Origin of the sequence: Mycolicibacterium wolinskyi, from assembly GCF_002101965.1 — a bacterium.
Taxonomy (GTDB): Bacteria; Actinomycetota; Actinomycetes; order Mycobacteriales; family Mycobacteriaceae; genus Mycobacterium; species Mycobacterium wolinskyi.
Genome location: NZ_LQQA01000011.1, coordinates 1 through 17626, shown reverse-complemented (window position 1 = coordinate 17626; position 17626 = coordinate 1). Strand labels below are relative to the sequence as shown.

Sequence of the window (17626 nt, the reverse complement as noted above, 5' to 3'; positions counted from 1 at the left end):
GGGACCACGCAGCAGCGGTCGCGATGTTCCAGGGCGCGGCGTAGCCGGCGGTTGACGGTGCGGGTGGTTCGTCCTGCTCCGATGACGTGGCCGTGTTGTTCGAACCAGGCTTCGCAGGTGGCATCGCAGGTCAGGTATTGGCGTTCGGCGTCGGTGAGTAGTGGGCCCAGATGTAGTGCGGCGATGCGCTTGTCGATGTCGAGGTGCACGACGACGGTGGTGTGTTGGCCGTGGGGCCGGGCCGCGACGTCGGTGTCCCAGCCTGCCTCGATCAGGCTCATGAAGGCATCGACGGTGTTCGGGAACGGCGGGGCCTGCTCGCAATTCTTGTGGTCGCGTTTCCAGTCGGCGATCTGGGCGTCGTGATGGGACTGCATGGCGGTGTCGAGTTTCGCGGCTTCGACCCGCGGCAGGGTGATGCGGTAGGTCGTGTAGTCGTCGTGGACGTCTTTGGTGATTTCGCGTTTGGGTTCGGGCCGGGGTTTCGGGTCGGGGCGGGGTTCGAGTTTGACGGCGGTGCGCAGTTGGTTGACGGTGGCGACGGCGGCCAGTTGCGCGTAGTGCGCATCGGATCCGTCGGCGGCACGTTCGGCGATGACCCCGACCTGATCCAGGGACAGCCTGCCGTCGCGCATTGCTTCGGCGCAGCGCGGGAACTCGTCGAGGCGACGCGCGACCGCCATCATCGTGTCGGCGTTACGGGGTGTCACACCGGTTTTCCAGGCCACCAGCGCCGACATCGACCGGGCCCCGGTGGCGCCCCACAGCTCGTCACGCTCGATCTCGGCGACAATCTCGACCAGGCGCCCATCGATGGCGTTGCGCTGACCGCACAACTGCGCGACCTCGCCGAACAACACCTCAAGCCGCTCGCAGGGTGACCCCTCAGCGGCGAAAGGCGCTGGCTCCGACGACATAACCCAATTGTCGCAGGGAGGTACGACAAGTTCGGTGCGTGGAAACGTCTGAGCTGCAGGCGAAAAGAAAGGGGGAGCGGTGGCGGACAGGTCTGCCTGCACAGCCCAGAGGACCGCGATCTCCTGCGCCATTGAAATGGTTCGGTTATAGTCCCGGCCGAGCGGGATTAGATGCAACTTGACTGACACCCAGGACGACGCGAGAGGAAACTCATGAGGACGATCGCTCACCGCCGCACGACAGTCGTCGGCCTGGCCGCCGTTGCCCTGATTACCGTCGGTTGCAGCAATGGCCAGGGCATCGACGCGTCGCAGTCGCCTCAGGTCGGATTGATCGCCACTTCCACTGAAGTCCCGCCGCCGCCGGCCGAAGTGAAGCTCATCGGGGAGAGAGACGTCGAGGTCACGTTGACCGGACCGATCGCTGTCAAGTACTCGTCGGCAACGCAGAGCCAGAAGGACGCTCTGGGCAAGCCACTTACCGGTGACTTCAACGCAGGGGCGCGGGAGAGCGGCGTCCTGTTCCAGCAGTTCCAGGGCGGCGTCATCACCGCCAAGAACGGCGAGGTGGGCACGCCTGCCTACATCACTTGGGGCAAGATCCGGGAGGCCTGGAATATCCCACGCGATCCGGACGGTGTACCTGCGATCACCGGTGAAAATGGCTCGGTAGGTCCGCTGGGTGCCCCTACCAGCGACGAGAACCCCGTCGGCGATCTGCTCGTAGAGACGTTCGATCACGGCCAGATCGCGTTCAACACAAAGACTGGCGATGTCGAGGTGACGGTCAACGGCAAGGTCGTGCCGTCCGGGCTGTAGACGTCGCTGAAGTGGATCAGCTGAGCAGGTCGACGAATAGGTCAACGGTGCTGCGTGGTGCGTCAGGACCGAAGAACTTCCGTAGGTTGTCTGCGCTGCGCTGAGCGACTTCGGCGCTACGCGGAAAGAGCGCATTTTCGTAGGTAGACAGCGCGCTCTCGACGTCATCGGGCTGGGCTGCGATCTCCCGGGCCAACGCTGCGCCGTCGAACATGGCGAGATTGGCGCCCTCCCCGGCGAACGGCGACATCAGATGCGCCGCATCCCCGATCAACGTCACTCCGGGCACCCGCTTCCAACGATGTGCAATGGGTAGCGCGTAAATCGGACGTAATCGAGGATCACCGAGGTTGCCCAGAACCAACGTGACAAGCGCTGGGGCCCAGCGCTCGAAGCGCTGGGCAAGCACTGCCCGCATTGCGGCCGGGCCACAATTATCCAGAGAGGCAATCTGTTCGAGCGTCGCGTTGACGGCGACATAGCCGCTGAGCGTGCCGTCAGCGTTGTGGTGGGCCAAGATGCCTAATCCGGGAGCTACTGCCATGAGGGTGCCACGACCGATGATCTGCGCACTGTCATGAGATAGGAGTTGTCCAGGGGGAGAGCCGATCTCGATGAAGCAGGTGCCCGTATAAGCGGGTTGGACGCCGGAGACACTTCGACGCACCCTCGACCAGGCGCCGTCAGCGCCAACCACGATATCCGCGGTGACCGATGAGCCGTCTGCGAAGCGCACTTTCGGACGTTGGCCAGGGACGGCGAGCACACCGGTCGCTTTGTGTCCCCAGCGGATCATACCGGCGGGAAGCGCAGTGATCAGCATGTCGCGCAGTTCACCGCGGTCCACCTCGGGCCGGGCGCCGAAGCTGCTCCCCGGCCAGTCGAACACGATGGTCCCGTCGCGGTCGGTGACGCGTTTGGCATCGTGGCCGGCGCGGATGAGGGATCGAAACGCGTTGTAGAGACCGGCGTCGTGGAGGGCCGCCTGCCCGGTGGGTGGATGGACGTCGAGAAGGCCGCCTTGCGCGCGCGCTGCGGATGAGGCTTCGGCATCGTAGACGGTAGCGCTGATGCCGCGGTGATGCAGTGAGCGGGCCAGGACAAGACCCCCGAGTCCGGCCCCAATGATTGCGATCGACAACGACATTCAGCGCTCCTCTGTCACGGCCCGACCGGAGTCGGGCTGCTCGGTTAGAAGACGCTGGGTCGCTGAGACTGTGGGGCTCGACAACCGTGCGGACGACCGTGTGAGCGGTCGTTTTTCGCGCTGACCGCACTGTACCCCAGAGCCGACCCGCATGGGCGAGGGGGACAGCCGACGGCTCATTGCAACAGGCTTACGACGCTATGGTTTCGGCGATGTCGGCCCATTCGTGCGAGCGCGTGGCTTCGACATACAGTGACGGTCACGCCTACACGCAACGGCAGGTCCTGAGGTAACTGAGGAACGACGCCTGTAAGCCAGTGACGTGTGTTTCGTGCAGGATCTCGCTCGTGACCGCTTCGCTGCGTGAGGTGAGGCGGTGAAGGACCGTAACGGTGTTCTTGGCGAGGCTTTGGTAGACGGCTAGGTCCCCGAGAAGTTCTCGGTCGTTGAGGGTCACGTGAAGCTTGGCGGCACGCCGGCTGTCGCCCATCTGGTGGAGCTGGGCGAAGATCTGACTGTCGTCAGCGATGACGCCGGGGCTCCCCGCTCCGATGCTCTCGAAGAGGGTGTTGCCGGTGAGCCACGTGTAGAGAGTGAACAGTCCGCCGTAGGAGTAGCCGAAAAGGCCATGACCGCTTGTGGCGGTGCCATAGTCGTGTTCGATCCGCGGGTGCAGTTCCGCGGTAAGGAAACTCAGGAATACATCGGCGTGGGTGCCGCGCAATTGTGCGAGATAGGCGTCGGCTTCCTCGGGTGTCCTCGCGCCCGATTGGACTCCCATCTCCACGGCATCGATGAGCTCCTTGGCGATGGGCTCGCCGGGTGGCACGAAGTCCCTGTTGCGCAGCCGATCCCAGTCCTGCGCTTCCTCGCCCGCGTAGCCAACGCTGACTTGAATGTAGGGCTGGATCCGTTGCATGGGGTCCATCTGGGTGACGATGAGCGGAGCCGTCATGCCCACAGCCCAGTTCCCGTCGAGCACATACACGACAGGCGCCTGCGTCGAGGCGCGGTCATAACCTGGTGGCGTGGTCACCCAGATGCCGTAGTCATACCCACCGCTGGAACGCATCTCGAAATAGTCGGTGTCGGCGAGACAGCCGTGCCACATGGAGCTCATTGAAGGTCCTTCACAACTCGGCCGACGTCGCAGCGCGGCATCCTCGGCAGTTTTTATCCATTGGAAAAATCTCATCCAATGGATAAACTGTGCGAATGGCCGTGTCAAGCGCGGAACGCAAAGGCGACGCACGCGACCGTCTTCTGGCGCGGCTTCTCGACGCCTTCGGGGACGGCCTTCCCTCGCCGGATATGTCGCTGCGTGAGGTCGCGGCGAGGGTTGAGACCAGCCACGCCCTGCTGCGATACCACTTCGGGTCACTTTCAGGCGTCTTGGCGGCCATGCTCACGGCGCAGCGATCTCGTGACAACGAGGTGCTTTTGAAGACCGCCGAGGATGGCACATTTGACGATCTCGTCGTGGCAATCTGGCATACCTACACCCGCCCGGAGCAGCTGTCGCGCATCCGCGGCTTCTTTCACGTCGTAGGACTCGCTGCGTACAGCCCAGGGGATTTTCATGAGTTCATCGATTCACTCGACGACCTGACCACGATGCTGGCCTCGCTCGCGGAACGCGAGGGGCACGAGACCGAGCGAGCGCTGAGCATGGCGACTGTCGCCGTTGCCGCGATTCGTGGCTTGCTCCTGCAAGAAATTCTGAATCCATCAGCCCACTCGGAGGGCACGGTCGCCTTGATGCTGCGCATGATCGGAGGGCCGATGCGGACGAAAGCAACCGAAAGGAGTTGAGCAGCTATCTAATTGGTGTAGACCGACTAACCCAGGATCGCTCGCGCCGCGCGCTCTGCGATCAGCATGACCGGCGCATTCGTGTTGCCGGAAGTGATGGTGGGCATCGCCGAGGCATCGACCACTCGAAGGCCGGCGACGCGATATACGCGACAGTCGGTGTCCAGCACCGTGGCAGTTGACCGCGGAAGACCTTGTGTGTCAAAGGCTCCCATGGCGCAGGTACCCACCGGGTGAAAGATCGTTGTACCGAGTTCACTGGCGGCCTGCTGCAGGTCTTCGTCGCTCGTCAGTTGTGGACCGGGAAGCAACTCTTCCGGGCGGTAGCGGGCGAGGGCCGGCGCCGCCATGATCTGGCGGGTCATCCGCAGGCCGCGCACGGCGATTTGACGATCGGCGTAGGTCGATAGGTAGTTGCAGGAGATCTTGGGGTGGCTCAGCGGATCTGCACTGGCCATGCGTACATGGCCGCGCGAGCTGGGTCGCAGATTGCAGACGGAGGGTGTGATCGCGCCGAAACGGTGTAGCGGTTCGCCGAATTTGGGCAGCGACAACGGCTGCACGTGCCACTCCAAATCGGGGCTGGCCAGCGCCGGGTCGCTTTTCGCGAAGGCCCCCAGCGTGGAGGGCGGCATGGTCATGGGTCCTGACCGCAGCGTCACGTACTGAAGTCCCATGCCGCCACGGGTGATCCAATTCCGGTACAGCGTGTTGACCGTCCGGGCGCCTTGGATGCGGTAGACCGTTCGAAGCTGCAGGTGGTCCTGGAGGTTTTCACCCACTCCTGGCAGATCGACGGCGACGGGCACCTGATGCCGGGTCAGCAGCCCTGCTGGGCCCAGACCCGAGACCTGCATGAGATGCGGCGACCCAATCGCTCCGGCGCTCAGGATCACCTCCCGGCGGGCTTGGATGTCGATGATCTGGCCATCCTTGAGGAGCCGCACGCCGGTGGCGCGGCGCTGAGCCGTGATCCAGGCACCGCGACGCTGATGCTCGTGGACCTGGCCATCCATGAGGAGTTGCAACGCCTGGGTCTGGGTGTAAACCGTGAGATTGGGACGGTGCGCGATCGGATGCAGGAATGCATCGGCCATCGACCAGCGACGGCCACGCCGTTGGTTGACGTGAAAGTACGCGCTGCCGGCGTTGTCGCCCCGGTTGAATTCGTCGATCGGTGCGATGCCCACCTGGGCAGCGGCGGCCTGCCACGCGTCCAAGATCTTCCAGCGCACCCGCGGCCGCTGGACGGGGATCTCGCCGCCGGCGCCGTGCCATTCATCGGCTCCGCCGAAGTAGTCCTCTAGCTCTTTGTAGATTGCCAGCGTTTCGCCGGGAGAGTCCGGGCCACCCCAGAGCCAGCGTTCGTCACCGGTGGCCTGTGCCCATAGCTCGTAATCGCTTGCCTGCCCGCGCATGTGGATCATGGCATTGATCGACGAGCAGCCGCCGATCACCCGGCCCCGCGCGTAGATAATGCTGCGCCCGGCGAGACCTGGATCGGGCTCAGTCACGAAGCACCAGTCGGTGCGGGGGTTGGCAATGGTGTACAGATAGCCCACCGGCACCTTGATCCAGAACCAGTCGTCTTTTCCGCCGGCCTCGATCAGGAGAACCCGGCGGTCAGGGTTGGCGCTGAGCCGATTGGCGAGCAGGCAGCCCGCACTGCCTGCTCCCACGATGACGTAGTCGAATTCGGCGGCGGGGCTCATTCCGAGATCGTTCCTCCATGGGGTCGGGTGCGACACCTAGTGTGCGTGATGGGGTATTCGATTACTGCTTAATCGGTCCCGTGTCAGCACCAGGAGAAGCGGCGGGGGATCAGACCTGATTGAGCCCGGTGAGTATCGCTTAGCCCGTCACCCGTTGTCTCGCCATGTGAGCACCTGTTTGAGGGACGTGAGGTCGTATCCGTTGTCGGAGGTGAGCTCGGTCTGGAACAACGTGACGCCCGCTTCTCGGAAGGCATCGGCGCTTTCGGCGTTCTCCCACAACGTCGAGCGTTCGATGTCGGCCCCGTTGCGGCCGAACGTCGCTGCAAGCTCGTCGACGCGCTCGCTCGATTTGCGGAATGCGTCGAGGTCTTGGAACGCGTGCCAGATGTCGGCGTGCCGGGCAACGGCGGGCAGGGAGCGCTTGGGCCCCGTGCCGCCGATGAGGATCGGCAGCTTGCGCACGGGCGGCGGGATCAGTGCAGCCAGCCGGTTCTCGATGCGGATCAGGCTCTCGTCGAACAGGTCGAACCGGGAGCTGAATGTGCCGAATTCGTAACCGTAGGTGGTGTAATCCTTTTCGTACCATCCCGCGCCGAGGCCGAGAATGAGCCGGCCGCCGCTGATGTGGTCGACGGTGCGCGCCATGTCGGCGAGCAGGTCCGGGTTGCGGTAACCGACGCCGGTGACCAGGAGCCCGATCTCGGCGTGCGAGGTGATCTCACCCCATGACGCGAGCGTGGTCCAGCCCTCGAAGTTGGCAACGTCGGGTTGCTCGTCGAACATGATGGGTTTGCCGTCGACGATTCCTTTCATCGCCGGGCGGTGGAAGTGGTCGTAACCGAAGATCACGTCAACGCCGAGGTCGTCGGCGGCCAGGACGGCGTCGCGCCACGTGCGGTAGTCGGGCGCACCGCCGGGCTGGATCTGCACGGCGACGCGAACGGGACGGGTCATGTGGATGCTCCTGAGTCGGGGAAGGGCGACTCCTGGGCCAAGTTGATCGGGTGCGTAATTTATTCCGGAGCCCGCAGCGGGATAAGTGATGCAGCATGTTTTCCCACGCCCGGAAGGAACGTGCGCGATGAAGTACACCAACTCCATCGAGATCGCTCTGCCGCGGGACACGGTGGCTCAGCTGCTCGACCGAGAGATCGTGGGCCCGGGCATGTGGAGTGTCGTGCGCGATCGACTGACCGAAGCCAGTCCGAGTCGACGCTCTGGGAAAGCGAGAGCGAATACCGGTTCAGCAACGTGCTGATGCGGTTGGTGGGGCTTCTGATACCGGGTGCCTTCCGTAAACAGTCGCAGCAACACATGCAGGACTTCAAAGCGTTCGCCGAACAGGGAAAGGATGTCCGCGAAGGGCCGGACTAAGTCGTCTGGCGGTCGGCAACGCGAATCTCCGCACAGGCTGAAGGTTTACCGCTCCCTCGCCCCGATCAGGGCTTCCGAGATCACGCCGGTCGCCTTCTTCAGTGCGGGAACGGCTCGAGCGATCAATTCCTCACTGACATGAGCCGAGGGCCCGGAGATGCCGATCGCCATCGGCGTCGGAGCGCCGGGCACCGCCATCGCGACGGAGCGCACACCGATCTCGAACTCCTCATTGTCGACCGCATAGCCGTCGACACGTACACGTTCGACGTTTGCGAACACCGCAGAAAGGGTCGACGCACTGTTCTCGGTCGGTGCGGGAAATCCAGACTGCGTGACCAATTTCAGAATGCGCGCATCATCCAACTCAGCCAGAACCGCCTTGCCCACACCGGTTGTGTGCAGGCCGACGCGCTTGCCGACTTCACTGTCGGTCCCCATCAGCCTCGGAGGCAGAACCTGCCCGGTGTAGATCACCATGTCGCCGTCGAGGACAGCGAGACTTGCCGTCTCCGAGAGCTCATCGACCAACGACTGCAGCACCGGGGCGGCGACCGCGCCCAGCTGGCGGTTCGCCACTACACCAAGCCGGATCAGCCTCGGCCCCAGTGCGTAGCGACGATTGGGCAGTTGACGCACATAGCCGAGTCCGACCAACGTGCGCAGGAGACGGTGAATTGTCGGCGGCGGCAACGGGGACTCTGCCGACAACTCCGTCAGCGAGCACTCTCCTCCGGCACGTCCGATCAATTCCATCAACTCGAACGCGCGCTCCACCGACTGCACGCCGCCCGACTTCTCCGTCATGCGGTCCACTCCTGGTCGACGATCTGTCTTTCATCCAACATGTCCAACTTTGTTTCCGCAATACGGAAACTTGTTTGGATGACAGATCAGGAAATCATGCGTCGATAACCTCACGCTAAACTCCGCATTGTGGAATTCTGTTTTCACAGAGATTTCCGGAGAGGTTAGGGACGCCCGTGACACGATGCCTCGACGATGCGGTGCTGGCCGACGTCGATCGCCGGCTCTCGGCCGCCGACGCGCACTTGGCGAACCAATACCCCGGTGATGACGGCCGTCGCCAGCCGGTTCACACCGTCTATGTCCCGGGCAACCGGTACTCGGCGGCGCTGCCCGCCGATTGGGGCTCCACCGCGCTCGCAGTCGCGAAGGACGCGGGCGGGCTGGACGCGGTCGCTGCACTCGTCGGTGCGAGCAGCGGAACCGACTGTGCGCCCGACACGCTCGCAGCCCTTGTTGAGCACAAGCTGACCAGCGAGCCGATCGAAGACCTGCGCATCGACTTCGAGGACGGCTACGGCACTTTCGATGATGCGACGGAAGACGCCGATGTCGCACAAGCGGTCGCCGCGCTGCGGGTCGCGCTCGACGCAGGCACCTCGACGCCGTTCGTCGGCACCCGCTTCAAGTGCTTCGAAGCAGGCACCCGTGCGCGCGGACTGCGCACGCTCGACATGTTCGTCAGCGGACTCGTCGAGTCGGGCGGCCTGCCCGACGGCCTCACGCTCACCCTTCCCAAGGTGACGTCCGTCGACCAGGTCGAGGCCATGGTCGTCGTCGCGAGCGCACTCGAACGTGCGAACGGATTGCCGGATGGCCGCATTCGCTTCGAAGTGCAGGTCGAGACACCGCAGGCGATCCTCGGCGCCGATGGTCGCGCACCCGTTGCCGAGTTCATCCACGCGGGCCAGGGGCGCGTCAGCTCGCTGCACTACGGGACCTACGACTACTCGGCGTCCCTCGGTATCGCGGCCGCGTACCAATCGATGGAACATCCGGCAGCAGACCACGCCAAGAACGTCATGCAACTCGCGGTGGCGGGCACCGGCGTTCACATGTCCGACGGCTCGACCAACATCCTGCCGGTCGGCGGCCCCGACAACGTCGCCATGGCGTGGAAGCTGCACGCGCGCTTGGTCCGGCGCCATCTGGAACGCGGCATCTACCAGGGCTGGGACATGCACCCCGCCCAGCTCGTCACCCGGTACCTGTCGACCTACGCGTTCTACCGCGGCGCGTTCGCATCCGCCGCGACGCGCCTGCGCAACTACGTTCACCGACTCGACTCGACCGTCATGGATGAGCCGGCCACCGCCCGCGCACTGGCGAACGTGATTCATCGTGGCAGCGTGTGCGGCGCCCTCACCGCCGACGAGATCGAGACCGCCACGGATCTCCCCGAATCCACCGTGCGCGACATCGCGCTCGGCCGCACAACCAGGAGCAATCAGTGACCACTGCGTCGTACTACACGCCTCGCGGCGGCTTGCCCCCGCAGACGGATCTGCTGACCGACCGCGCCATCGTCACCGAGGCCTACACGGTGATCCCGCGCGGTGTTCTCTCGGACATCGTCACCTCGGTGTTCCCGGAGTGGACCGATACCCGCGCATGGATCATCAACCGACCGGTCGCCGGTGGTGCGACGACGTATTACCAAGCGATCGTCGAGGTCAAGCCGGGCGGCGGGGCGAAGCGACCGGAGCCGCAGCCCGAGGTGCAGAGCTTCCTGTTCGTTACCTCGGGTGCGCTCACCGTCGACGCGGCAGGTCAGTCCCAGACGCTCACCGAGGGCGGCTTCGCCTACCTTCCGGCGGGTACCGATTGGTCGGCCCACAACAACGGCGACGCCGACGCGACGTTCGTATGGATCCGCAAGCGCTATGAGGCCATCGAAGGCCACTCGGTATCGGTGAAGTTCGGCAACGAGCGGGACATCGAACCGTCGGCCATGCCGGGAACCGACGGCAAATGGCGCACGACACGCATGCTCGACCCGCAGGACCTCGGGTACGACATGCACGTCAACATCGTCACCTTCGAGCCCGGCGCCACCATTCCGTTCGCCGAGACCCACGTCATGGAACACGGCCTGCTGATGCTCGAGGGCAAGGCCGTCTATCACCTCAACGGAGACTGGGTGGAAGTTCAGGAAGGCGACTTCCTCTCGCTGCGCGCCTTCTGCCCGCAGGCGTGCTACGCCGGCGGGCCGTCCAACTTCCGGTACCTGTTGTACAAGGACGTCAACCGCCAGATCATGCTCTGAAACGTCGAACCGGGCGCCTCTTCTGAGGCGCCCGGTGTCGTGTATGTCGTTGACCTACAACCGAAAAGGCCAGCCGATGACCTTCTTCTCGCGTGGAGTCGCGTAGGTACGCACCTTCGACGTGGACAAACCCATCCGGACCAGCCCTTCGGCGATGGTGACCGCCGAGCGGACTCCGTCGACGATTGGGACACCCGTCGCGGCCCTCACCTTCTCTTCCAGTTCGGCCATACCGCCGCAGCCCAGGCAGATCACTTCGGCGTGATCGTTCTCGACTGCCTCTCGCGCCTGGTGGACTATCGCCTCGACGGCCCGTTCCGGATCCGATTCCAGTTCCAGCACACCGAGGCCGGATGCCCGGACCGACGCGCATCGTGCGTCGAGGCCGGCGAGCTTGAGACGGTCTTCGATCAGTGGCACGGTGCGGTCGAGCGTGGTGACGACCGAGTACTTGTGCCCGAGGTACATGGCCGTCGACGCGGCCGCCTCGGTGATGTCGACCACCGGGACGTCGAGCAACTCCTGCAGACCTTCCCGGCCGTGCTCGCCGTAGCCGGCTTGAATCACCGCGTCGAACGGTTCGGGATATGAGGTGATCGCATCCATGACCGCGATGGCGGCCAGGTAGCTCTCGAAGTTTCCTTCGCACGAGTCCGCACCGAAACGCGGTGTGATTCCGACGATCTCGGTGCCAGGCGACGCGACGCCGCGCGCCGACTCGGCGATCGCATCGGTCATCGAAACCGTCGTGTTGACGTTGGCTACGAGGATTTTCATGGAGGTCCCTACTAGTGCGTGCTGGCCACGGCGATCGGCTCGCCGGAGACATCGTTGAACGGTCCCCGGCGGTCTGCCACCACCATGTACACGATCGCACCGAGTCCTGCGCCGATGAACCAGGAGAACTCCGCGACGACCTTGAACGCCGGAACAAACGCCAGCAGAAGGGCCACTATCGAGGTGACGCCGAGGGCGACCACCGCACGCACATTGACGCCCTTTGCGTAGTGGTATTCACCGTTGGCGTCGGTCGTGAACAGGGCCAAAACGTTGATGTTGGACCGACGCACCAGCCAGTAGTCGGCCATGATGATGCCGAACAGCGGCCCCAGAATGGCACCGAGTCCGCCGAGGAAGTAGTTGATGACGGCAGGGGAGTTGTACAGGTTCCACGGCAGGATCACGAGGCCGATGACGGCCGAGATGAACGCTGCGCGACGGAAGTTCAGGTGCTTGGGGAACAGATTGTTGAGCGCGTAGATCGGTGCGACGAAGTTGGCCATCATGTTCACGGCGACGGTCAGGATCAGCAGGGCGAGTGCCGCGAGCACCAGCAGCAGCGTGTTCGGGACTTCCTTGACGATGTCGGCGGGCGCGTCGATGATGCGTCCGTCGATGCTGAACTGAGCGCCGGCCAGAGTGATGACGATGCCGCCGAACACCAGCATGTTGAGCGGGATGCCCCAGAAGTTGCCTTTCACGATCGCCCGCTTCGACGTCGCGTTGCGGGTGAAGTCGCAGAAGTTGAGGACGAACGTGCCGTAGATCGCGACCCACAGGCTGGCGCCGCCGACGATTTTCAGCCACATGTCGACGCCGGTCAGCGAGTTGGGCGTCGTCCACGCGATGGACCAGTCGGCGTTGTTGAGCATCCAGATCGCGAGCGCGACCATCGTGATCAGAATGACCGGACCGGCGAACGCCTCGTACTTGCGGATCATTTCCATGCCGTAGCTGACGATGACCACCTGGATCACCCACAGCGTGACGAACGAGATCCAGCCGAGCGTCGACAATCCCAGAAAGCTGTTCGAGTCGAGGGTCTGGGCCGACGGTGCGAGCGCGATGATCAAGATGCGCAGCACCACGGACGCGAGGTAGGTCTGGATGCCGAACCATGCGATCGCGACCGCGCCGCGGATGATGGCGGGGATCTGCGCGCCGCGGATGCCGAAGGCGATGCGGCTCATCACCGGGAACGGGACGCCGGTCTTCTCGCCCATGAAACCGGAGAGGTTGAGCAGTAAGAAGAGGAAGGCGCCGCCGAGTCCGAGCGCCACCAGGATCTGCCACCCACCGAGGCCGAGGGCGAACAGTCCGATGGCGAACGAATAGTTGCCCAGGCTGTGCACGTCGTTGGCCCACAACGTGAAGATGTTGTACGCGCCCCACCGGCGGCCTTCGCGCTTGGTGGGCGCGAGATCGGCGTTGTACAGATGCGGACTCACGTCGGCGAGTGGGGTGGCGTCGGTACGGTTGGAGTCGCCGATCAGCCCGGTGGACTCTGTGCTCATGGATACGCCTGTCACGGTCGGAGCGACGACGCTTGCCGCCGCAAACATTCCACTCTGCGGAAGAATTACTCCACAGATTCGATAAGTAACGCGTATCGGACACCCCGTGTCAAGCTTTTCGCCAGATTGACTGTGTCGGCGCTCACACCTAAGGTTTCCCTAGGATGGAGTTTTATTTCCACGATGAGGAATCATGTTCGTAGCCATGAAGAGCAGCCGATGACCGCCGACGCCCCCGAACAGTCGAACCGACCCGATTACGACCTGGTGGTCCGCGGCGAACGCACCCTGACGACGGCAGGAATTGTCGCCCGCGAGATCGGTATCCGAGACGGTCGCGTCGTCGCGATCGAGCCGCTCGGGAGCGGCCTCACCGGCGCGGAGATCATTGAACTCACCGCCGAGCAGGTCATGATCCCGGGCTTGGTCGATACGCATGTGCATGTCAACGAGCCGGGCCGCACCGAGTGGGAGGGGTTCGATTCGGCTACCCGCGCGGCGGCGGCGGGCGGTGTGACGACGTTGATCGACATGCCGCTGAACTCGATTCCGCCGACGGTCAACGTCGAAGCACTGAATGCCAAGCGTGCGGCGGCATCAGGCAAGACACACATCGACGTGGGTTTCTGGGGCGGCGCGATTCCGGGCAACACCGGCGATCTGCGCGCTCTGCATGACGATGGCGTGTTCGGCTTCAAGTGCTTTCTGCTGCACTCGGGCGTCGACGAGTTCCCGCATCTCGACGCCGATGAGATGGAGAAGGACATGGCCGTATTGGCCGGCTTCGACTCCATGATGATCGTGCATGCCGAGGACTCCCGCGCCATCGACCGAGCCCCCTCGGCCGAGGGTGACCGGTACGAACGCTTCCTGGCGTCACGGCCGCGCGGCGCCGAGAACGTGGCGATCGCCGAGGTCATCGAACGCGCTCGGTGGACCGGCGTCCGCGCCCATATTCTGCACCTGTCGTCGTCGGACGCACTGCCCATGCTCGCCACCGCTAAGCGCGACGGCGTCAAGATCACCGTCGAGACCTGCCCGCACTACCTCACCCTCCTCGCCGAGGAGATCCCCAACGGCGCAACCGCATTCAAGTGCTGTCCGCCGATCCGTGAAGCGTCGAATCGGGAACTGCTATGGCAAGGCCTGCTCGACGGCACGATCGACTGCATCGTCTCTGACCACTCGCCGTCGACGGTCGACCTGAAGGACGTCGAGAACGGTGACTTCGGCGTTGCGTGGGGCGGTGTCGCGTCGCTTCAGCTCGGCCTGTCGCTGATCTGGACCGAGGCCAAGCGTCGCGGGATACCACTGACACAGGTGCTCGAGTGGATGGCGGCCAAACCCGCCGAGCTCGCCGGACTGAACAACAAGGGCAAGATCGCCCTCGGCTACGACGCCGATTTCGCGATCTTCGAGCCCGAGTCGGCACAAGTCGTCGACGTGCACAAGCTGCACCACAAGAACCCGATCTGCCCGTACGACGGACGTGCACTCGCCGGTGTCGTGACGGGTACGTGGTTGCGCGGCAAGAAGATTGACTTCAAGACCCCGCAGGGTCGGATGCTGCGCCGCGGCGGGGTGTAGCGCAGCTCGTTCAGCTGTACCGCGCCACAAGCGCACCACCGATCGAAGCGAGGTGGTCGCGCACGCTCTGTGGGTCGATGACTTCGAGCCATTCGGTGAGCCAGGCAATTTCGCCTGCCAGGGCGTACTCGTCGCGGCCGCGGACCACGACCTCGATGCGGCCGTCGGGCGTGGAACCGCCGACTTCGAGGCGGCTGCCGAGCACCATCCGGAGCAGGCCGAGCCCGTCGGGAGCGCACAGCGCGTGGGCCTGAAGGGGAGTGCGCCTTCGATCGATCTCGTCGGCGATCTCGCGCCAGCTCTCGGCGAGGTCGAATCCGTGGGGTCGTTGGACGGGATCCTCGGTCAACTCGACCGAGGAGACGCGGTCGATCCGGAAAGTTCGTCGACCGGCCTCCGTATTCGAGATGAGGTACCACGTCGGCCTTTTGGCCACGATGCCCAGTGGGTGCACGGTCCGCTCGGTCTCCGCGCCCTTGCGGTCGACATAGCCGAGCCGTACCTGGACACCGCGGATCACCGCCCCTTGAAGTTCGTCGAGAAACCGAGGTGGTCGGGGCTCGGGCTGGCTGGATCCCCAGTGTCGTGGGTCTACGACGACCGATGTCGCGGCCGCCTCGGCCTGTTCCCGGAAGGGCTCGGGCAGCGCCCGGATGAGTTTGCGCAGAGCGGACTTCACGCTGGGGGTTGCCGGCGAGGCGGGTCCGGCTACCAGAAACAGCGCGCGAGCCTCGCTCGCGGTCAGCCCGGAGAGGTCGGTGCGAGCGCCGCCCAAGAGGCGCCATCCGCCTCCCCGGCCCGGCATGGCGTACACGGGCACCCCGGCGGTGCTCAACGCTTCGAGGTCGCGGCGGGCGGTGCGCTCGGACACCTCCAACTCCCGGGCGACCTCCGATGCTGTGACCTGCTCGCGCTGTTGCAGGAGGAGGAGGGTGGCTACTAGCCGGTCGGCCCGCATGCAACCACACTTCCACATCAAACTGGTCATTAGGTGACCGGTTTAGGTCGGCACAATGGCGCCATGACCACATCGACCAGTTCCACCACGGACCACCTCACGGACCCCCGGCCGATCCTCGACCGTGCGCTAGCCACCTGCGGGGGCGTAATCGCCGGCGTCCGGCCAGAGCAACTCACGGACCCGACGCCATGCACAGACATGGACGTGCGAGCACTACTCGCACACCTCATCGGCGTGCTTGGCCGAATCGCCGCGCTCGGCAACGGCGATGATCCCTTCGCCGTCACCGACACCCCGGTCGCCGACGATCGCTGGCTCGATGCGTGGCGGGAGTCGGGGAGACGAGTCGCGGATGCCTGGAGCGACGACGCCGTGCTCGAACGACCCATGGCGCTGCCGTGGATCCAAGGCAGCGGCGCCAAGGTGCTGGCGTCCTACTTCTCCGAGCTGACCGTCCACACGTGGGACCTTGCGACGGCGACCGGTCAGCGGCCCGACTGGGACGACACAGTCGTCGCCGCGGCGCTCGACGCGGCACGCCAAATCCTCCCGGCCGAGAACCGCCGAGCGCTCTACGAGGAGATCTCGGCCGCAAGGGGTTTCGACGAGATCGCCGTCCCGTTCGCCGAGGCTGTCCCGATCTCCGACGACGCAACCGTCATCGACCGCCTCGTCGCCTGGAACGGCCGCGATCCGCGCGGCCGATCCTGACGGGGGTCCGCACCCAGGACTGCGGCGACGTCGTGACTGTCCCGCGGGGGCGCACCGCATTTGGTCGTTGCGATCAACTGTGAGTGGTCTATGTCGAACGACTGTCACATTGCTTAGGCAATGCAGATCAGATCAGGCCATTCGCCAAACGCGGCGCCTTGTCCTTGATCTGTGACAGAAAGGGCACACCGACGCCCCGTAGATCTCGGCGAAATACGCCGAACTCTCTCCGGTGGTAATACCTTTGGCGTACAACGACAAGACCACCTCATCGACCCCGGACAGCCGCCGCTGGCGCTTCCTGACGATTTGGGGCTCAAAGGTCGATGCCCGATCGCGCGGCACGTCGAGTGCGACCGCACCGGTGGTGTCGGTCAGCACCGTCTTGGCGCGGGTCCCGTTGCGGAAGTTGCCCGACCCCGCCTCGGGCGGGTCGTGTTTCTCATAACCGAGGTGCTCGGTCATCTCCTCATTGAGCGCGGTCTCCAGGACCGTCTTGGTCAATCGTTTGAGCAGCCCGTCGGGCCCAGTCAGCGATAGGCCCTGTTCCTGGGCCAACCGGACCAGCTCGACAGCCGCCTTCTTCTTCGCCACATCTTCCAGTGTCGCCATCACGGCACCTTTCTCGCCGAGCATCGCTCAGCGTGTCAGTGTTAGAAACACCGTTAGATCCACAGTCCCCGTGAAGCTCGTTGCGGCTCGCACCATTACGGGATAAGCGGCATTTCGCCGCGCTTGCCCCCGACCGACTCAGCCTATCGGGGTTGGGGACTCAACAAACGCACGCTTGCCCGGACACGCAACGCGGCACAATCAGCAGCGATCAACAGAGCCAAGCGGCCGGGGTTTGTTGTTGGTGCGGCTTTTGCCGAGGAGTTCGGCCGTGTGCGGGTGCGGTAGGAGTCGCCAGTGAGTCACCAGTTGGTCGACACTGCTGAACAAATAGTGTTGCTACAGCATCGAATTGACCGGGATGGACGGCTGTGTGTCCACCTCGGCCAGGATTTACTCCTGACGACAACCCACGTTCACATGTGGCGCGGCCCCCAGCCCCCTCATATCGTCTAGCGCGGTGATCGAGGGCCTGCGGCCATGCGATATCTGTGGAAATCGGGAGGCGAGGTTGCGTTGCAAGCCGATCGTCAGCGCTCGCCGAGGATACAGTCCTCCGGTGGGTAGACAGTCGCTCGCCACCGTTCGCAACTGCCGCCGTTGC

Annotated in this window: 15 protein-coding genes and 1 pseudogene; 6 read left to right on the top strand and 10 right to left on the bottom strand. The window is 64.4% G+C overall.

Annotated elements, in window-relative coordinates; genetic code table 11:
* The coding region (locus AWC31_RS11205; RefSeq protein ID WP_085144350.1) for a 13E12 repeat family protein at positions 1-917 on the bottom strand (917 nt) is incomplete at its 3' end.
* A gap of 213 nt (positions 918-1130) precedes the next feature.
* Here AWC31_RS11205 and AWC31_RS11200 point away from each other — a divergent pair.
* Entirely contained in the window at positions 1131-1736 is a 606-nt protein-coding gene (locus AWC31_RS11200) for an LGFP repeat-containing protein (protein ID WP_085144347.1), read from the top strand.
* 16 nt (positions 1737-1752) lie between these two features.
* Here the strand turns inward: AWC31_RS11200 and AWC31_RS11195 are convergent, their stop codons facing one another.
* Both AWC31_RS11195 and AWC31_RS11190 read right to left on the bottom strand, forming a co-directional pair.
* Positions 1753-2883: an FAD-dependent oxidoreductase gene (locus AWC31_RS11195; protein ID WP_085144346.1), complete on the bottom strand. Its 1131-nt coding sequence runs from the start codon at positions 2881-2883 to the stop codon at positions 1753-1755.
* Between the two features lie 265 nt (positions 2884-3148).
* Positions 3149-4003, bottom strand: a complete 855-nt coding sequence (locus tag AWC31_RS11190; RefSeq protein WP_085144345.1) for an alpha/beta hydrolase — start codon at positions 4001-4003, stop codon at positions 3149-3151.
* Positions 4004-4098: 95 nt separating this feature from the next.
* Here AWC31_RS11190 and AWC31_RS11185 point away from each other — a divergent pair, with 95 nt between their 5' ends.
* A complete protein-coding gene (locus AWC31_RS11185; RefSeq protein WP_085144344.1) occupies positions 4099-4695 on the top strand; it encodes a TetR/AcrR family transcriptional regulator in 597 nt (198 codons plus the stop codon).
* Positions 4696-4721: 26 nt separating this feature from the next.
* Here AWC31_RS11185 and AWC31_RS11180 read toward each other — a convergent pair whose 3' ends face one another.
* The 3 genes from AWC31_RS11180 to AWC31_RS11165 all read right to left on the bottom strand — a co-directional run bounded on the left by AWC31_RS11180 (position 4722) and on the right by AWC31_RS11165 (position 8591).
* On the bottom strand, positions 4722-6407 hold the full coding sequence (locus tag AWC31_RS11180) for a GMC family oxidoreductase (protein ID WP_085144343.1): 1686 nt from the start codon (positions 6405-6407) through the stop codon (positions 4722-4724).
* A 147-nt stretch (positions 6408-6554) separates the two neighbouring features.
* Positions 6555-7364 carry an LLM class F420-dependent oxidoreductase gene (locus AWC31_RS11175; RefSeq protein ID WP_085144342.1) on the bottom strand — a complete coding sequence of 270 codons (810 nt, stop codon included), beginning with the start codon at positions 7362-7364 and terminating at the stop codon, positions 6555-6557.
* A gap of 465 nt (positions 7365-7829) precedes the next feature.
* Complete coding sequence (locus AWC31_RS11165; RefSeq protein WP_085144349.1) at positions 7830-8591, bottom strand: IclR family transcriptional regulator; 762 nt, start codon at positions 8589-8591, stop codon at positions 7830-7832.
* Positions 8592-8767: 176 nt separating this feature from the next.
* On the opposite strand from AWC31_RS11165, the gene AWC31_RS11160 reads away from it, so the two are divergent.
* A complete protein-coding gene (locus AWC31_RS11160) occupies positions 8768-10045 on the top strand; it encodes a DUF6986 family protein (protein ID WP_085144341.1) in 1278 nt (425 codons plus the stop codon).
* Positions 10042-10857 carry a bifunctional allantoicase/(S)-ureidoglycine aminohydrolase gene (locus AWC31_RS11155; protein WP_085144340.1) on the top strand — a complete coding sequence of 272 codons (816 nt, stop codon included), beginning with the start codon at positions 10042-10044 and terminating at the stop codon, positions 10855-10857. The genes AWC31_RS11160 and AWC31_RS11155 overlap by 4 nt, the downstream gene beginning before the upstream one ends.
* Before the next feature lie 54 nt (positions 10858-10911).
* On the opposite strand, the gene AWC31_RS11150 is transcribed toward AWC31_RS11155, so the two are convergent.
* Positions 10912-11634, bottom strand: a complete 723-nt coding sequence (locus tag AWC31_RS11150; RefSeq protein ID WP_085144339.1) for an aspartate/glutamate racemase family protein — start codon at positions 11632-11634, stop codon at positions 10912-10914.
* An 11-nt stretch (positions 11635-11645) separates the two neighbouring features.
* The gene (locus AWC31_RS11145) at positions 11646-13151 is read right to left on the bottom strand and encodes an NCS1 family nucleobase:cation symporter-1 (RefSeq protein ID WP_085144348.1); all 1506 of its coding nucleotides are present in this window, start codon (positions 13149-13151) and stop codon (positions 11646-11648) included.
* 219 nt (positions 13152-13370) lie between these two features.
* Between AWC31_RS11145 and allB the strand changes: the two genes are divergently transcribed.
* Complete coding sequence (allB, locus tag AWC31_RS11140) at positions 13371-14738, top strand: allantoinase AllB (protein ID WP_085144338.1); 1368 nt, start codon at positions 13371-13373, stop codon at positions 14736-14738.
* A gap of 10 nt (positions 14739-14748) precedes the next feature.
* Here allB and AWC31_RS11135 read toward each other — a convergent pair whose 3' ends face one another.
* Positions 14749-15696, bottom strand: coding sequence for a helix-turn-helix transcriptional regulator (locus tag AWC31_RS11135; protein ID WP_085144337.1), 948 nt, complete (start codon positions 15694-15696; stop codon positions 14749-14751).
* Between the two features lie 63 nt (positions 15697-15759).
* Here AWC31_RS11135 and AWC31_RS11130 point away from each other — a divergent pair, with 63 nt between their 5' ends.
* Positions 15760-16410 (top strand): TIGR03086 family metal-binding protein, encoded by a 651-nt coding sequence (locus AWC31_RS11130; RefSeq protein ID WP_085144336.1) that lies wholly within the window; start codon positions 15760-15762, stop codon positions 16408-16410.
* Positions 16411-16596: 186 nt separating this feature from the next.
* Here AWC31_RS11130 and AWC31_RS11125 read toward each other — a convergent pair.
* Positions 16597-17046, bottom strand: a pseudogene (locus AWC31_RS11125) (transposase); the annotation flags it as partial.
* Positions 17047-17626: the final 580 nt, after the last annotated feature.